The organism is Gordonia sp. NPDC003504 (assembly GCF_053587995.1).
This window is the reverse complement of record NZ_JBSFPC010000001.1, coordinates 501,241-517,951: the sequence shown is the minus strand read 5'-3', so window position 1 is coordinate 517,951 and position 16,711 is coordinate 501,241. Positions and strand designations below refer to the sequence as shown.

General features: G+C 66.9%; 12 protein-coding genes. 9 read left to right on the top strand and 3 right to left on the bottom strand.

Annotation, left to right across the window (positions count from 1 at the left end):
* Positions 1 to 75 precede the first annotated feature (75 nt).
* From ACWDPV_RS02275 to ACWDPV_RS02260, 4 genes are read left to right on the top strand one after another with little or no spacing between them, the layout of a single operon-like run.
* Positions 76 to 2,121 carry a hypothetical protein gene (locus tag ACWDPV_RS02275; protein ID WP_449741596.1) on the top strand — a complete coding sequence of 682 codons (2,046 nt, stop codon included), beginning with the start codon at positions 76 to 78 and terminating at the stop codon, positions 2,119 to 2,121.
* Between the two features lie 10 nt (positions 2,122 to 2,131).
* On the top strand, positions 2,132 to 3,661 hold the full coding sequence (locus ACWDPV_RS02270) for a hypothetical protein (RefSeq protein ID WP_449741595.1): 1,530 nt from the start codon (positions 2,132 to 2,134) through the stop codon (positions 3,659 to 3,661).
* On the top strand, positions 3,658 to 5,232 hold the full coding sequence (locus ACWDPV_RS02265) for a glycosyltransferase (RefSeq protein ID WP_449741594.1): 1,575 nt from the start codon (positions 3,658 to 3,660) through the stop codon (positions 5,230 to 5,232). Before ACWDPV_RS02270 ends, ACWDPV_RS02265 begins: the two co-directional genes overlap by 4 nt.
* The gene (locus ACWDPV_RS02260) at positions 5,229 to 6,887 is read left to right on the top strand and encodes an ArnT family glycosyltransferase (protein ID WP_449741593.1); all 1,659 of its coding nucleotides are present in this window, start codon (positions 5,229 to 5,231) and stop codon (positions 6,885 to 6,887) included. Before ACWDPV_RS02265 ends, ACWDPV_RS02260 begins: the two co-directional genes overlap by 4 nt.
* An 84-nt stretch (positions 6,888 to 6,971) precedes the next feature.
* Here ACWDPV_RS02260 and ACWDPV_RS02255 read toward each other — a convergent pair whose 3' ends face one another.
* Together ACWDPV_RS02255 and ACWDPV_RS02250 are read right to left on the bottom strand one after the other, a co-directional pair.
* Positions 6,972 to 8,624: an HNH endonuclease gene (locus ACWDPV_RS02255; protein WP_449741592.1), complete on the bottom strand. Its 1,653-nt coding sequence runs from the start codon at positions 8,622 to 8,624 to the stop codon at positions 6,972 to 6,974.
* A gap of 208 nt (positions 8,625 to 8,832) precedes the next feature.
* On the bottom strand, positions 8,833 to 9,921 hold the full coding sequence (locus ACWDPV_RS02250) for a beta-mannosidase (RefSeq protein WP_449741882.1): 1,089 nt from the start codon (positions 9,919 to 9,921) through the stop codon (positions 8,833 to 8,835).
* 72 nt (positions 9,922 to 9,993) lie between these two features.
* Here ACWDPV_RS02250 and ACWDPV_RS02245 point away from each other — a divergent pair, with 72 nt between their 5' ends.
* A complete protein-coding gene (locus ACWDPV_RS02245) occupies positions 9,994 to 10,545 on the top strand; it encodes a DUF2599 domain-containing protein (protein WP_449741591.1) in 552 nt (183 codons plus the stop codon).
* 48 nt (positions 10,546 to 10,593) lie between these two features.
* Here the strand turns inward: ACWDPV_RS02245 and ACWDPV_RS02240 are convergent, their stop codons facing one another.
* Entirely contained in the window at positions 10,594 to 11,862 is a 1,269-nt protein-coding gene (locus ACWDPV_RS02240) for a cytochrome P450 (RefSeq protein ID WP_449741590.1), read from the bottom strand.
* A gap of 98 nt (positions 11,863 to 11,960) precedes the next feature.
* On the opposite strand from ACWDPV_RS02240, the gene mshA reads away from it, so the two are divergent.
* The 4 genes from mshA (at position 11,961) to ACWDPV_RS02220 (ending at position 16,626) form a co-directional block, all read left to right on the top strand.
* The gene (gene mshA / locus ACWDPV_RS02235) at positions 11,961 to 13,301 is read left to right on the top strand and encodes a D-inositol-3-phosphate glycosyltransferase (RefSeq protein WP_449741589.1); all 1,341 of its coding nucleotides are present in this window, start codon (positions 11,961 to 11,963) and stop codon (positions 13,299 to 13,301) included.
* A 128-nt stretch (positions 13,302 to 13,429) separates the two neighbouring features.
* Positions 13,430 to 14,062 (top strand): YbjN domain-containing protein, encoded by a 633-nt coding sequence (locus ACWDPV_RS02230; protein ID WP_449741588.1) that lies wholly within the window; start codon positions 13,430 to 13,432, stop codon positions 14,060 to 14,062.
* A gap of 128 nt (positions 14,063 to 14,190) precedes the next feature.
* A complete protein-coding gene (locus tag ACWDPV_RS02225; RefSeq protein WP_449741587.1) occupies positions 14,191 to 15,795 on the top strand; it encodes an AMP-binding protein in 1,605 nt (534 codons plus the stop codon).
* A 153-nt stretch (positions 15,796 to 15,948) separates the two neighbouring features.
* A complete protein-coding gene (locus tag ACWDPV_RS02220) occupies positions 15,949 to 16,626 on the top strand; it encodes a DUF1361 domain-containing protein (protein WP_449741586.1) in 678 nt (225 codons plus the stop codon).
* Positions 16,627 to 16,711: the final 85 nt, after the last annotated feature.

The following is a 16,711-nucleotide window of genomic DNA, read 5'->3' as shown; positions in this document are numbered from 1 at the left end:
ACAAGCAACGCGAGCCGACCATTACGCGATAGCGTAAACCCACACCGTTGGTGGGGGGCCTGATCCGAAGGAAGCATGAACGTCGTCCTGCGAAGTTCTCCTTTGTTACGTGCTCTGGCTGTGAGTCTGCTCGTCGTGGCGATGGCGGCTGCGCCCGCCGTCGGCGTCGCTGCCGCGGCACCGGGTGACCCACCGCCGCCCCTGTCGCTGGACTCGCTCGGATCGTCGTCGGCGATCACCTTCCCCGGTCAGCAGGGACAGGTGAGTATGTCGATCCCGGTCCCGCAGGACCTCACTCCCGATGTGCTGCGCGGTGTGACGTCGGTGCCGCCGTTCGTCACCGGTGGTGAGGTCGACGTCTATCAGGGGGAGCGACTGATCTCCCGGACGCCGGTCGATCCGGCCCCGAACTCGCCGATCACGTTGCCGCTGCGTGGCCTGACCGTCGACGGCAATGCCGCCGAGATCACGCTGCGGTCGTATCTGAGGGTGGACGGACTGTGCAGGTTCGATCCCGACAACGCGTTCCGGATCTCCGGCGCCACGGTCACGTTCACCGGTCGCGAGGCGATTCCGACCACCGTGGCGCAGTTCCTCCCGCCGATCCTGCGCGATCTGGCGATCATCATCCCCGACGATGTGCAGCAGGCCGAGGGGGCCGCCGCGGTGAACCTCGCGGCCGCGGTCACCGCGCATTACGGCACCGCGCAAGTCGGCATCACCACCGTCGTTCGGCCGCGTTCGGATCTGGCGCCGAGCGATGCGCCCGGACCGCTGGAACGGCAGATCGTCGTCGACTCGTCGGCTCCGACGGGCCTGACGTTGCGGGACGGCCCGGAAGGGTCGAAGTACCTCGTCGTCGGGGGCGCCGGCGACGCGTTGGTGACGCAGAGTGAGTTCCTGACGACCGATCTCGACGCGATCGCGCTGAGCTCGTCGGCGGTGGCCGGACCGCTTTATGACGCTCCGCAACTCACGCCGGACGTCCAGACACTCGCCGACCTGGGGGTCAGCGACCAGCGTGTGACGTCGTCGTCGTGGCCTAGTCTCACCTTCGGTGTCGACCAGACGCGCCTGGGCCGCCCATCGACGAACATCCGGGTGCAGTTGATGGGCACCTACGCTCCCGCCGGTGGCGACAGCGCGGTGATCTCGGTACGGATCGGCGACCGCGTGATCGCGACGCTGCCGACCGATTCGTCGGGGACCTACAACAGCTGGGTCGACATCCCGAACGATCTCGCCGCGCGGTACACCGAGGTCACCGTGACCCTGGAGCGCAGTGGGTTGCTCGAGGGCTGCGGCAACGGTACCCGCGCCAACCTCACGCTCAGTTCGACCGGGCAGATCACCTCCGACGTGGCCGATCCACCGCAGCCGTCGGGCCTCGGATCGGTACCGCAGTCGCTGATGCCGTGGACGCAGATGGCCTGGACAACCGGTGATGCCGCCGACGTCTCCCGCGGCGTGGAGATCGCTGCCGGGCTGCAGCGGATTTCGGTGGTTCCCTTGGGGCTTCGTGTGGTGTCGGTGTCGGAGGCGTTGTCCTCGGAGCTGCCGGCGATCCTGATCAGCGCCGAGGGTAAGGACATACCGGACATCGATCTTCCGGTCAGCGCCGACGGTGGTGAGGTCACTGTGCGGTCGTCGTCGGGTTCCACCTCGTCGGTGACACTGGATCCGGCGCTGCGCTACGGCGTCCTGCAGGCGACGCGGGCGGGTGACCGGACGGTGCTGGTGGCCGGTTCCACCGGCGACGCGAGAGACCTCGACGACCTCCTGGACTGGTTGGCCGACGACAACCGGTGGACGTCTGTCTCCGGGGACGCGATCGCGATCGTCAAGGTGCGCGATCAGCAGCCGCTCTACATCGATGCGGACAAGGCCGCCCCGGCCCCGCCGGCCGAAGCCGCGAGCATCCAGAAGACCATCGGGCTGGTTCTCGCCGTGGTCGCCGTTGCCTTGATCCTGGGTGGGGCGGTGATCCTGGTGGAGATCGCCCGGCGTCGGCGCGCGACGCGACACGATCCAGGGGCTGGACCGTCGGAAGATGTTGCGCCCGAACCGGATACGGCGGAGGGCGGCGCGCCGGATTCGGGTACGCCCGACGCGGATCGGTGATCGCCGCGTCATGACAGCGACCGCACCACCCACCGAGGCGTCGCAGGGCGCGACGCCGGTCGCGTGGCTACGCACCAACCCGGGGGTGCTCACGCTGCGGTGGCTGGCTCTGCTGGCGCTGACCACGATCGCCTTCTGGCGCACCATCATCGCGGTCGTGGACGAGATGCGCTCGCTGACCATCATCATCTACGTGCCGGTGCTGATAGTGCTGGCGATCATCGCGGCGATAGGCACATCCTGGCGCCGGGCTCCCGAGCCGCCGATCTATGACCGGCAGACCGATGTCATTGTCGGGCTGATCGTCATGGTGGTCGCGGTGGCGGTTCAGGTGATGGTCAACCCGCGGTACGGGCAGGCCTATCTCACCACCCACATGGACCTGCTCGCGTTGTGGCTCTTCTTCCTCGCGGCCTCGATCATGATGTTCGGGTTGCGTCCGGTCTCCCGGTATCGCTGGGTGTGGTTGCTGGCGTTGCTGATCTGGCCGGTACCGGTGCGGGTGGTGATCCTGACCTTCGGTGGCGGACCGGTGGTCGCCGGCGTGGTGATGGTGGTGCTGGCCGTGGCGGCCACCCAGATCGCGGTCGGGCGCTCCGGGCGCCGAGGTGCAATCGGTGCGGGTATGGCGCTGGTCGTGGGAATGATCCTGCTGGTCATCGGTGATGCGTTGTTGCCCGGAACCCGTCGTGCGTGGCTGGTGGTGATCCCGGCGATCGGCTCCACCCTGGTCGCCTCGATCACCATGTACGTCGACTATCGCGTCCGGCACCGCCTCGGATGGACTCCGTTGGGGCGCGGGGTTGCACCACCGACACTGGCCCGCGTGGGTCGGCCGGCGTTCGTACTGATCGCGACGTCGGTGCTGCTCGCCTTCGTGCCGGTGCCGGTCAAGGTGGGTGTCTGGCCCAGTCAGACCATCCCGGGAATGCCGCTCGGGCGACCTCTGGCCATCCCATCGGACTGGCGTCAGGAGAGCGCGCAGCGCTACCCCTGGGTCACCCGGCTCTACGGCAGTGCCTCGGTGATGTACCGGCAGATGGTGCTTCAGGCGCATGGCAGTCCCGAGTTCGACAAACAATCACGCCCGCGCCGCGTCGCCGTCGACAGCGTCGACACCGCTCGCCCCCTGTCCATGCAGGTCTATCCGTACATCTTCCGTTATGACCTCGTGGGTGACCGGGCCAGCAAGTCCCAGGAGATCCCGATGCCGCACGGGGTGCGTGCCTGGATGTGGTCCATCGTCGACGACGCCCGCTACCTCAGCTACACGGTGGTCTCGTGGTGGTGGAACAACGGGTCCAAGGCGCAGCAGGTGATCCTGTGGGCGGTCGACGACCACGAGGACGACGCGTATTTCATCACGCCACAGTTCACCATCGGGCAGAACCTGAACACGATGTTCACCGTCCTGCTGCGGGGCAACGCCTCGATCGAGGATTCCACGCCCACCTTCAAGGATCGTGGCCTCCTGCAGTCGCTGGCCTGGGGCATCGTCGACGCGCAGGTGGACCTCGCACGCCAGGAGACGGGCGCATGACCGCCGGTGCGCCGGGGCGCGCGGCAGCTGACGGGCACCCGGCGCCGGATCCTCGCGCCCGGTGCACCCGGCCGCAACGGGATGTGCGTGAACTGCTGGTCGACGAGGCGTATCGGGCCGACGCGCTGCACGACGCCGTCGAACGCCTTCGCGACGCCGATGCGACGATGTCGGCGTCGGTGGCGTTCAGCAGGCCGCAGAAGTGGGGCGGAATCGCGGCGCTCGTGCTGATCGGGATCCTGACCATCCTGTTTCCGGTGCCGACGCTGGCCACGGTGGTCGGTGCGGCGACCCTCGTCTACGTGGTCGCCCTGATCGACCGGCTGATCATCTTCCGGCGGGGACTGGTCAACGGCGCCATCCGGGTCACCGACGAGCAAGCCCGGGCGATCGCCGACGACGACCTGCCCGCTTACACCGTCCTGGTACCCGCCTACGGTGAGCCGGAGGTGGTCGGCGATCTCATCGAGGCGGTGGAGGCCATCGAGTATCCCCGCGACAAACTGCAGGTGCTACTGCTGCTCGAGGAGGACGACGAACCGACCATCGTGGCTGCGCGGGCCATGGAGGACGAACGCGGCGTGGTCACCGTGGTGCTGACTCCACCGGCGCAGCCGCGGACCAAACCGAAGGCCTGCAACTACGGCATGCACTTCGCCACCGGCGACATCGTCACCATCTTCGACGCCGAGGACAAACCGGATCCCCTCCAATTGCGCAGGGCGGCCTGGGTTTTCCAGAACATCGACGACGATTCGGTGGTGTGTGTGCAGGGAAAGCTGAGTTTCCACAACGCCACCGACAACATCCTGACCCGCTGGTTCACCGCCGACTACGGCATCTGGTTCGGATTCCTGCTGCCCGGCATGATGGTCAGTCGAGCCCCGATCCCGTTGGGCGGCACGTCGAATCATTTCAAACGCGACGAACTCGACACCATCGGCGCGTGGGATCCGTTCAACGTCACCGAAGACGCCGATCTCGGGGTGCGGATCTCCGACAGTGGTTTTCGCACCGCGGTACTGGATTCGGTGACCTTGGAGGAGGCCAATGTCGATGCGATCAACTGGGTTCGGCAGCGGTCGCGGTGGTACAAGGGCTACATGCAGACCTGGCTGGTGCACATGCGCCGGCCACGGCAGTTGTGGCGCATCCTCGGGCCGATCGCCTGGCTGCGGTTCACCCTGCTCATCGCCGGGACGCCGCTGATCGCATGTATGAACATGGTGTTCTGGCTGATCCTGGTGATGTGGATCGCCGGGCAGCCACCGGTCATCGGTGAACTGTTCTGGGGCCCGATCTATTATCTGTCGCTGATCTCGTTGATCTTCGGCAACGGTGCCGCCCTGTACATGAATCTGATGGCCATCCGCGAGGAGGGGCGCAGCGAGTTGCTGATCTCCGCGCTTCTGGTGCCGGCGTACTGGTTCTTGATGAGTGTGGCCGCGATCAAAGGGATGTGGCAGATCCTGTTCAATCCGTCTTATTGGGAGAAGACCTTTCACGGATTGTCGACGGGCACCTCGAAATCCGATTCCGAGGCGGCGGATGACCCGGCGGCGGCACCATGACCCGCAATCGGGTGATCGCGCTCTTCGTCGCCGTGTTCGCGATCTACCTCGGTGTCGGTCTCTATCTGGCCGTCGGCGTGCACTTCTACTTCGGTGATGCACTCTCCCGAGTGCAGTCGGCGCAGAGCGTGTTGTTCAGTCGCTCACCGCATCTGGCCGCGATCGGCTTCATCTTCACCCCGATGACCGCGATCGTCCAACTACCGCTCACCGCACTCACGCCCTGGATACCGCAGATGACCACCGATGCGGTGTCGGCGGTGGTGATGTCGGCGGCGTTCATGGCCGGGTCGGTGATCCAAGTGTCCGGCATCGCCCGCGACCGCGGTCTGGACAGGGTGGCGTCCACCCTCATCACCATCTGCTATGCGTTCAACCCGATGATCGTGTTGTACGGCGCCAACGGGATGAGTGAGGCCCCGTACCTTTTCTTCCTCGCCTGGGCGGCGCGCCGGCTGATGCGGTGGGTCGACACCGACGACGTCCACGAACTCGCAGTCGCCGGAATCGCCTTGGCCTTCGGCTACCTCACCCGCTACGACGGCGGTGCGGCCTCGCTGGCCGCGGCGTTCGTCGTCGCATGGGTGACCTATCGGCGTACCGACACCGACAAACGGATCAGCCGGGTGATGCTCGATGTGGTGCTGGTGGTGGCTCCGTCGGCGCTGGCCTTCCTCGGCTGGGCCTTCGCAAGCTGGTTGATCACCGGAAACGCGTTCGCGCAGTTCACCTCCGAATACGGCAATGCGGCGATCATCGCGCAGTCTGGCGGCAGCGGATCGTCGACGGTCAGCGAGGCCCTGTGGTTCTCGACGGTGGAGTTGGCGATCCTGGCACCGCTGCTCCCGTTGCTGGCGGCGTTGGTCATCGGCATCCGGGCGGCGCGGCGGCGCGTCCAGCCGTTGTTGCCGCCGCTGCTGATGATCGGCGCGGTGCTGTTCTTCCAGGTTTACAGTTACGCACGGGGATCCACCTTCGGGTTCCTGCGGTTCTACATGACGGTGATCGTGCTCGGCGCCATCGTCGCCCTGATCTCGGTACCCGCCCGCCGGCATCCGCCGTTCCGTCGGGAGGGACTGCATGCCGCCCTACCGCCGGTACGTCGGCGGGGTTCGCGGCGCGGCGTGTACGTCTTCGCCTCGGTGTTCGCGATCATCGTGATGACCGTCGCGCTGCCGACCACCGCATACGGGATGACGTCGCCGAAGTTCGCGCCGCAGGAGTTCGCGATCGGGTCGATCGTCTGGCCGCGCCCGGAGTCGGTCTCGCAGCGTCACCTCGACGAACAGGAGGTGGTACGGACCTTCTCCACCGAACGCACGCTCGCCGAATACCTTGACTCCCTGAATCTTCCGGACGGCGCGGTACTGACCGACACCGTCTACGGTTTCGCGGTAGTGGTGCAGTCGCGGCGACCCAAACAGTTCGTGATCCCCTCCGATGGGGACTTTGCCGAGGTCCTCAACGATCCGGCGGGCCACGGCGTCCAGTACCTGCTCGCGGTGCCCGACACCGGCCGGGGAACCTCCGACGCCCTCAATCAGCGTTATCCGACGCTCTATGAGAACGGCGCACAGATCTCGGTGCGCGTCCTCGAGGCCCGTAATCAGGGGGCCAATTCCCCGGATTGGCGGGTGTATCGGGTCACGGGGTAGGCGGGGTGAGTTGGTCGAGGTCGAGACCACGCAACGCCGATTCCGGAAACCGGTTGCAGCGCAGCAGCATCCGACCGCAGTGGCCTACCGCGGATAGGTGGTGATGGTTTCCCCGGTGGCGGGGTCGCGCCAGATGACCGCCCGATCGGCGAGCATGGTGGGGATCAGCAGCCCCATGTGTTTTCGTTGGTGGTCCGGGGTGCACAGCGGCATCAGGTTGAATTCCACCGTCCAGCCACCGGTGATCGGATCCTGGTGCACGAATTTCACCAGGTGATCGATCTGGCAGTCACTGGCCGGCCGACCGCACTGCGGATATCGGCAGGTGCCATCCAACTCGATGATCTTCTCCCGCAACCAGGCCGGTATCCGATACGTCAACGCACCTGGTGGTGGGAGGAGATAGCCGCCGTGCCCGGACGGGTCGATCGGTGCTGCGGGGAACGGATCGTTGAGACGACGCCACGCCGCCGGTATCCGATCCAGTGAGGTGGCGGTGTTGACGGTGGGTATGTCCAGGGTGGGAAACTCGCTGACGGTGACCAGCTGTCCCGAATTGATCAGCGTTCGGGCGTGGGAGTCGTCAATCACGCCGAAGTACTCCAGTCGGGCTTCCCGCTGCCCGGACGGATCGGTGATCAACGACAGCGACAACTGCAAATCACTGTCGGGTTCGGTGTCGGGGTGCGCCTCGACGGTATCTGTTGCCGCACCGTCAGCGTCGTCACGGTCAGCGTCGTCACAATCAGCGTCGCCGTCGGTGATCATCCCGGGATCCTCGGTCACATCAGCGTCCGACTGGGGATCGTCGGTCACGTCGGCGTCCGCATCGGCGTCCGCATCGACATCGTCAGACAGATCCGTCGCGTCGCCGTCTACATCGATGTCGCGGTTGGTCAGGCCACTGGGTTCTTCCGGCAACGGGATCGCCCGCGAGCAGTCACCCCGCCCGCATTCACACGACAGGTACGCGCCGGGCAGGCCTTGGATTTCGGCGAACGCCGCGACCTGCACCTGACCGCGGCGACGCCGATCACGCGGGCAGATCCGCTGACTGATCATCTGTGCGATCCGCGCTAACAGATGCGCACCCATCTCCCCGGGTGCGTAGACGGAGATGCTGCAGTGCCCGTTGGTGTCCCGACGGACCCGCACATTCTGGACACGCGCGGCGGCTTCCTCGCGGCGGTCGGCGGCACCGTCGGGATCCAGGGCGATCACCATCTCGGCGACCTGATCCCGCAGGGTCGTATCCGCCTGATTACGTCCGGCGAGTTGCAGTGCACGGGTTTCGGCGAACGCACGCACATCGTCATCGGATAGGACGACGATCTCGTCGGCGATGATGCGGATACGTTCCAGTGACTGGTCACCGGCCAGGAACGCCGCGGTTACCGTCGGGAGTGTCGACAGCAGGAAACTCAGCGTCATCCACGCGGTGGCGTGCGGCACCGATACTCCCAGCGCGGTCGATACCTTGCCGGTGGCGGCTTTGTCGACGGCGCCGGTGGTGTGCGCGTTGGTCATGTGGCCCGAGAGCAGCATCTCGTCGTACACGGCATGCCCGATTCGCGCTGCCGACAGCACCTTTCGGGCGGTCAGTTGTCGTTCTTGGCGTTGCAACGATCGGGCCAGAGCGGTGGCCTGCTCGGCGGGGAGGTGATCGATCATGGCGGCGTCGTCGGCGGTCATCGACAGTTCCGGCGCGGTAGTCGTGCGAATTGTGGTGTCGGCCATGATGTTCACCCACCTCTGCTCGGTCGTATCAACTGAACTGTGACAAGTATATCGAGGGGCACCGACAAACTTCTCCGCGCGGAATCTGGTGGGGGTGAACGCTGTCGGCTATGTCACGCGTGGGTTCGGTTGGTGGTGGCGAGATTTCGTCGTTGGGTTGCGGACGTGGTCTCGACCTCGACAAGCTCGACCCGGCAGATGCGCGGTCTCAGCGGTTGAGGTCGGACACCACCTGCCAGAGCGGGTCGTCGAAGCCGATGTCGTAGGTGCATTCGGTTGGTCGTGGGTCGGGTACGAACGCCCAGAACAGGATTGCTGCGACCCCGGACCGTCGTTCGGTGAGTGTCTGCTCCCGCAGAGTGTCATAGCGCTCCTGCAACGTCCGACAGGATCCGGCCTTCATGCCGAGTTCGGTGACCACCAGGGGTTTTCCGAGCTGCCGTGACTGAGACAAGCGGGTCGGGAGGTCGCTCCCGGCGGGTGGGGCGCCGTCGTCGTACCGGTAATCGTGGTAGTCGAGGATATCGATGTTGGGCGAAGCGCCGACCGTCAAGATGTCGTCGCCGGCGAGCGAACACTGGTCGCCACCGGTGGTGCCGGAGAAGATCGGATGGCGATCGTCGATCTCACGCAACTGTGCACCCGCGGAGTCGAAGAAGTCCCGCAGCACCTGCGCGGCCCCCGGGGCGCACAGGCGTTGCTGCCACGCGCACCCGCCGGCACCACAGGAACTGGCCTCGGGCTCACCGACGAGCTCCCACCCGGCCAGCGACGTCCGCCCGGCCCAGCGTTTCACCGCGATCGGCAGCCACTGGGCATAGGTGAGTCCACCGACGTGCGGTGTCGTCCGCCACCCGTAGACATACCACTGGCGGTCCTTGAACTGGTTGTCCTCACAGGCGCCGGAGGACCCGGTGAGCACCGGCAAGACCATCTGGTGATGGCGCTCCGCGGCGGCGAACACCGCGTCCAGTGGCGCGAAGTCCAGGCCACCGGTCGTGACGGTCACCGCGAAGGAGGCATAGAGGTTGAACCTTGTGAGGCTGCGCGCGGGCAGCGCCGAGAAATACCTGTCGAGATCGACCTCGGCACCGCATCCGCGGTTGACCGACCAATCGGTACCCAGTTGGTAGGCGTTGAATCCGACTGGCTGCCACGGGCTTCCGTCGAGCAGCAGTGAGTTCGTGGTGGTGTCCACGCGGCCACCGAAGTCGTGGGTGACCGCCGTCGACGTGGAATCGTGCGTAGCGCAGCCGGTGAGCAGAAGCAGTACCGCGATCAGCGCAACGGGCAGCATCGTCGGCGATGTGCACCACCGCCGCGAAGACCCCACACCGCGGAGCGTACCCCGGCCGCTAGTCTCGCGAGGGTGACTCATCGACGGCTCCCGGTGGCCGGCCGCGGCCGGATCGTGCTCGGCGCGGCGGCGTGCGCACTGATCGTCGGGAGCGCAACGGGTTGCGGTGGATCGTCGACGACGTCGACCTCGACCGACTCGGCCGCTGCGTCGTCGTCGGCGACATCGGATGCACCGAGCTCGAGCGTGTCGGTGCCGACGGCGACTGGCCTGGGCTCCTACTCGCCGCCGACCCCGGCCGTCGACCCGGTCAACCGCCCGCCCTACGTCGACCACGTCGAGTGGGTCTCGACCGCGGTCGGTCCGAGCCTGCAGATCCATCCGACCGTCAGTGGACGCAAGACGTACTCCGACGATGGCGCCGACGTCGCCTGGGCGGAGGTCCTGAAGCTGGCCCCCGACGCCGACACCCCGGGTATGCGGGCGCAGTTCGACTGTCACTGGACCTACGCCCGCCTGGTGGCACCGGACAAGCCGAGTTGGAACATCGAGCCGCAACGGCCGGTCGTCGACGAACAGCAGATGGTGGCTACGCGCTGCAATCCGGGCGGTCCGGAGGAGTGACGCCGGCGGGCCCGGGGCGTCGCCGCGCCACAACCTGCCCTGGGTCGGCTATCGGTGGACCCCCGGTCGAAACGCCATACGCGTCGGGCGTCGAACATAATTGCCTGCAGCCCAATCGATGTCGCCGGCCTCGTAGTCGGGGAACCGGGCCAGGATGGCCGTGAGGGTCTCCCGCGCCGCCATCCGGGCCGCCGCCGCACCCAGGCAATGGTGATCGCCACGGCCGAAGGTGAGTATCGCCCGCGGACGCCGAGCGATGTCGAGTTCGTCGGCATCGGGGCCGAAGACGGCCGGATCCCGGTTGGCCGCGGCATAACACAGCAACACCTTGCGCCCGGCCGGGATCTCGACCGGTCCCTCGGGAGTGTCGGGGTAGTGCACGGTGCGGGTGGTCTGACGGCAGAGTCCCTGAACGGGGGAGGTCAGCCGCAGGAGTTCGGAGACCGCGTCGGGGATGAGGTCGGGATCGTCGGCCAGGCGGGCCCGCTGATCGGGGTGGCGCGCCAGCAGGTCCAGGGAACCGCCGAGCAGTCCCGTCGTGGTGTCGTTGCCGCCGGCGATCATCGTGAACACGAATGCCAGGATCGACACCAGCCCCGCGTCGTCGTCGGCCCGGCCCGCGGCGACGAGCGCGGAGACCGTGTCCTCGCCCATGCCGGTGCCGCAGTTTATCGCACGCCGCCGCTCGGCGATCAGGTCGGCGAAGTACCCGAGGAGTTCGCCGGTGGCCGCGCCCGCATCGGCGCCCGCCGAACCGGGATCGCCCACGGCGCCGACGATGGCCTCGGTCCAGACGTCGAACCGCTGCCAATCCCGTTCCGGAACGCCCAGATAGTGCGCCACCACCATGCTCGGCAGCGGTTTGAGAAGTAGTTCGATGATGTCGACCGGCCCGTCGTGACCGGTGAGCCGATCGATCCGATCCAGTCGCCGGGCGACGAAATCCCGCACGCGAGGGGCGATGGCCTCCACCTGGCGAGGGGTGAAACCGCGCGCGACCAGCGACCGGAACCGGGTGTGCTCGGGCGGGTCCTGCATCACCAGCGGCGGATTGTCGGCCATGCCGATGGCCTCGATCTCGTTGTCGGTCACTGTCAACCCGGCAGCCGAAGAGAACGTCGACGGATCGGTGGCCGCGGCCGAGACATCGGCATGACGGGTCAGGACCCAGTAATCCACCGCCGCGCCGGTGCCGTCGTCGGTGACGTGATGCACCGGCGATGTTCGGCGCAGACGCTCGTACATGGCGAAGGGATCACGCCACGTCGACCCGGACCGCAGCGCAAAGGCGGGTGCACGCGACAGATCTGCCACCATCCTGTGATGGTGAGACACATCACCATCAGGTGTCAACGCCCGGGCGGCCGACGGGCGCTGCCCCGGTCGACACATCCGCCACGCCTTAAGCTGGTGGGATGACTTCGTCCCGGCCACGGCGTATCGCACTGATCTCGGTGCACACCTCGCCGTTGGCGCAGCCGGGTACCGGCGACGCCGGCGGCATGAACGTCTACGTCTGGCAGACCGCCCGTCGGCTCGCCCGCCGCGGGATCAAGGTCGAGATCTTCACCCGGGCGACGTCGTCGATGGACGCACCCGCGGTGGACGCCGCCGACGGCATCGTCGTGCGTCACGTGGCCGCCGGCCCGTTCGAGGGCCTCGACAAGCGGGACCTGCCCGCGCAGTTGTGCGCCTTCAGCGCCGGGGTCCTGCGGGCCGAGGCGATGCAGCGGCCCGGCTACTACGACGTCATCCACTCGCACTACTGGCTCTCCGGGCAGGTCGGCTGGTTGGCGCGCGAACGCTGGGGCGTGCCGCTGGTGCACACCGCGCACACACTCGCCGCAGTGAAGAATGCCTCGCTGGCCAAGGGGGACGCCGCCGAACCGCGGCTGCGGGTGATCGGGGAGCAGCAGGTGGTGGCCCAGGCCGACCGGCTGATCGCCAACACCGACACCGAGCGCACCGAGTTGATCACCATGTACGGCGCCGACCCGGCGCGCATCGACGTGGTGACCCCCGGCGCCGATCTCGATTGCTACACACCGGGTTCGGCGGCGGCCGCGCGGGCCGAACTCGGGCTCGACCCGACCGCCGCCGTGGTGACCTTCGTCGGCCGCATCCAGCCACTCAAGGCGCCCGACGTGCTGTTGGCCGCTGCGGCGCCGCTGATCGAACGTTCCCGCGAAGACGGGCGCCGGCCGGTCCGCGTGCTCATCGTCGGCGGGCCGTCGGGCAGCGGGCTGGATCGTCCGACCGCGCTGATCGATTTGGCCGCCGAACTCGGCATCGCCGACGACGTGACCTTCCTGCCGCCGCAACCGGCGGCCCGCCTGGCGCAGGTGTACCGGGCATCGGATCTCGTTGCGGTGCCCAGCTATTCGGAGAGCTTCGGCTTGGTGGCCATCGAGGCGCAGGCCTGCGGAACGCCGGTCCTCGCCGCCGACGTCGGCGGTCTCGGGGTGGCCGTCGCCGACGGACGCTCGGGGATGCTCGTCGACGGACATCAGATCGGCGACTGGACGAACGCGCTGGAGAAGATGCTCAGCGACCCCGACCAGCTCACCCGGATGGGGATCGCGGCGCGTGCCCACGCCGAGCAGTTCTCCTGGGAACACACCACCGACGCGCTCGTCGCCGGTTACGGTCGCGCGATGGAATCCTTCGCGCACACCATGTCGCCGTCGACCGTCGCCACACCACTGGTGCGGGCCACCCGCCGGTGGCGGCGTCGCCGGTCGCGCATGACCATGTGATGTCCGATCGCGGTGATCTCGATCGTCGATCGGTCCGAATCACTGGGTGACGTCATCATTCGGGGACGCCGTCGCCCGGTGACCCCGCCGCGGTATCGACGGTGACCAGAGAGGGAGAGGGACGGAAGATGAGCCACACCGATCACATCGACTTGTTGGAGAAGGTGCTCACCGAGCACGGAATCTCGTTCAGCCGCAAGAGTTCCGGCGGAGCGCAGTCCGAGCACGTGGTGCTCGAGCTGCCCGGTGAACGTAAACTCAAGACCACGGTGCTGCTCACCGCGAGCAACTACGGGGTGCGGCTGGAGGCCTTCGTGTGCCGACGTCCCGACGAAGATCACGAGGGTGTCTACCGGTTCCTGCTCAAACGCAACCGGCGGCTCTACGGCGTGGCGTACACGATCGACAACACCGGCGACATCTACCTCATCGGCCGGATCTCCGGTGACGCACTGACCGCCGACGAGATCGACCGGGTCCTCGGGCAGGTCCTCGAGGCCGCCGACGGCGACTTCAACACTCTGCTCGAGATCGGATTCATCACCTCCATCCGCCGCGAATGGGCCTGGCGGGTGTCGCGCGGCGAGTCGTTGCGCAACCTGCTCGCCTTCGAGCACCTCATCGACAAGGACGCGCTGCCGCAACCCGGTGAGCCGCTCGAGGGACGGTATGTGCCCGGCGAGAGCGGTGCGTCCGTCGTCGACGATGCGCAGCGCGAAGCGGGTGGCGGCGACGGGGACGGGTACGAGGGTCACGCCTGAGTTCGGGTGGAGGTGGGCGCGGGCGGCGCGGCGAGGCCGGTATCGGACAAACCCGACCGAGGTGCGCATCACACCGTGGCAATGAGTGTTGATACGATTGCTCCGATCATCCCGCCAACGGAGGTGCCATGAGCTTCGCCAGTCCCTTTCCCGACGTCGAGATCCCCAATGTCAGCCTGTATGAGCTCCTCTTCGGCGACATCGCCGAGGAGTACCTCGATCGCACCGCGCTGATCGACCCGAAGTCGGGGGCCGAGACAAGCTACCGGCAGCTGATCGGCCAGATCAACGCCGCAGCCGGTGCACTGGCGGCCCGGGGTATCGGCGTGGGCGACGTCGTCGGCATCCTTTCGCCGAACATCCCCGCCTTCGCGACGGTGTTCCATGGGGTGCTGCGCGCGGGCGCCGCCGCCACCACGATCAATGCGCTGTTCACCGCTGACGAGATCGCCAAGCAGCTGACCAACTCGCAGGCGAAGATGCTCATCACCATCTCGGCGCTGGCCCCGCAGGCCATCGAGGCCGCCAAGCAGGTGGGCTTCGCCGACGAGCAGCTGTTCATCCTCGACGGTGAGGGCCAGGAGGTAACCGGCCATCCCAACGCCGCGGACCTGCTCGCCCCCAACCTGCCGGCACCCGACGTCAGCTTCGATCCCGCCACACACGTCGCCGCGCTGCCTTACAGTTCCGGCACCACCGGCAACCCCAAAGGTGTTGCGCTGAGCCACCGTAACCTTGTCGCCAACGTCGTGCAGATCAAGCCGCTGCAGGGCATGACCCCCGACGACGTAGTGATCGCGGTGCTGCCGTTCTTCCACATCTACGGCATGACCGTGCTTCTCAACGCCGCGCTCTACAACCGGGGGCGACTCGTCGTCATGCCGCGGTTCGACCTCGTCGAATTCCTGGAGAACATCCAGAACTTCAAGGTCACCAGCGCCTACATCGCACCGCCGGTGGCGGTGGCGCTGGCCAAGCATCCCATCGTCGACAACTACGACCTGTCCTCGCTGACGACGATGATGTCCGGCGCGGCACCCCTCGACGACGAACTCGGCAAGGCCGTCGCGAAGCGGCTGGACCTGCACATGTTGCAGGGATACGGCATGAGCGAACTCTCGCCGGTCAGCCACCTCATCCCGATCGACACCGCCGCGGTCCTCGGGCGCGAGGACCCGCCGCTGTCGTCCACCGGATGGGCCATTCCGAACACCGAGAACAAGATCGTCGATCCCGGTACCGGAGAAGAGATCCCGCTGCCCACCGAGGGACTCTCGGCCCCCGGTGAACTGTGGGTCAAGGGCCCCAACGTGATGCTGGGGTACCTCAACAACGAGCAGGCTACCGCCGACACCATCGACGCCGACGGATTCTTGCACACCGGCGACATGGCGCAGGTCGACCCGACCGGATGCGTCTACATCGTCGACCGCCTCAAGGAACTGATCAAGTACAAGGGCTATCAGGTGCCGCCGGCCGAACTCGAGGCACTGCTGCTGACCCATCCGAAGATCGCCGACACCGCCGTCATCGGCGTCACTGACGAAGACGGCGAAGAGATCCCGAAGGCCTTCGTCGTCAAACAGGGCGACGCCGACCTCGACGAGGCCGAGGTCATCGAGTTCGTCGCCGCCAAGGTCGCCCCGCACAAGAAGGTTCGTGCGGTGGAGTTCATCGAGGCGATCCCGAAGTCGGCCTCCGGCAAGATCCTCCGAAAGGACCTGCGCCGCTAAGGTCTTCGTCGGTTCTCGTCAGCACGTCGAGTGGGCGCCCTTTCGCGTTGAGTGGGCGCCCTTTCGCGTCGAGCGTGCGTGGTCTCGCGTCGAGTGGGCGCCGGTCATTCACCCGGCCGACATCCCGGAGCATGGTGGTGCACAATCGCTTCGGTGATCACGCTCAGGTCTGCGGTACTGGCCGCCTCGTTGTTGGCCACGTCGGCACTGACAGTGGGGCTCGGCGTCACCGATCCTGCTGTGCCGCTGTACTATCCGTCGCGGTTTCTGGTGTGGAATCTGTTCCTGGCGTGGATTCCGATGGTGTTCGCCACCGGGTTCGCGTCGGTGTCGGGTCGCGGATGGTTGATCCCCCTCGGACTGGGATGGCTTGCGTTCCTTCCGAATGCGCCGTACCTGGTCACCGATCTCGTGCACCTGCGTGAGGGATACGACCTGTGGCGGCACGTGCTGCAATACGGATTCGCGGCGTGGACGGGCATCATGCTCGGCGTCATGTCGTTGTTGGTGGTGCATCGTCGGCTGGAGGCGGAGTTCGGAGCAATCGTCGGGTGGATCGCGGCGGTTGCGTCGGTCGGGCTGTGTGCGATCGGCGTCGTCATCGGACGATTCCAGCGGTGGAACTCCTGGGATCTGGTGACCCGTCCCGACGCCGTCATCCACACCACGCTCGGGTGGGTGCGAACGCCATTCGCGCACGTCGAGTCGACGGGCGTCGGGGTGGCCGTCGCCGCGTTCTTCGGTCTGGCCTATCTGACGATCTGGGCGGTCGCGGGCTGGACAGTCGAGGGACGGGGACCTGTTCGGCGGTCACCGGCCCGACGAGGGTGACCGCTCGGGCATGGCGCCCACTCGACGGGAAACGGCGCCCACTCGACGGGAATCGGTGCCCACTCGACGGGAATCGGCGCCCACT

Excerpts from the sequence above, each read along its gene's own strand:
- ACWDPV_RS02275 (WP_449741596.1), top strand. The coding sequence starts at position 76 with ATGAACGTCGTCCTGCGAAGTTCTCCTTTGTTACGTGCTCTGGCTGTG.
- ACWDPV_RS02270 (WP_449741595.1), top strand. The coding sequence starts at position 2,132 with ATGACAGCGACCGCACCACCCACCGAGGCGTCGCAGGGCGCGACGCCG.
- ACWDPV_RS02265 (WP_449741594.1), top strand. The coding sequence starts at position 3,658 with ATGACCGCCGGTGCGCCGGGGCGCGCGGCAGCTGACGGGCACCCGGCG.
- ACWDPV_RS02260 (WP_449741593.1), top strand. The coding sequence starts at position 5,229 with ATGACCCGCAATCGGGTGATCGCGCTCTTCGTCGCCGTGTTCGCGATC.
- ACWDPV_RS02255 (WP_449741592.1), bottom strand. The coding sequence starts at position 8,624 with ATGGCCGACACCACAATTCGCACGACTACCGCGCCGGAACTGTCGATG.
- ACWDPV_RS02250 (WP_449741882.1), bottom strand. The coding sequence starts at position 9,921 with ATGCTGCCCGTTGCGCTGATCGCGGTACTGCTTCTGCTCACCGGCTGC.
- ACWDPV_RS02240 (WP_449741590.1), bottom strand. The coding sequence starts at position 11,862 with ATGGTGGCAGATCTGTCGCGTGCACCCGCCTTTGCGCTGCGGTCCGGG.
- mshA (WP_449741589.1), top strand. The coding sequence starts at position 11,961 with ATGACTTCGTCCCGGCCACGGCGTATCGCACTGATCTCGGTGCACACC.
- ACWDPV_RS02230 (WP_449741588.1), top strand. The coding sequence starts at position 13,430 with ATGAGCCACACCGATCACATCGACTTGTTGGAGAAGGTGCTCACCGAG.
- ACWDPV_RS02225 (WP_449741587.1), top strand. The coding sequence starts at position 14,191 with ATGAGCTTCGCCAGTCCCTTTCCCGACGTCGAGATCCCCAATGTCAGC.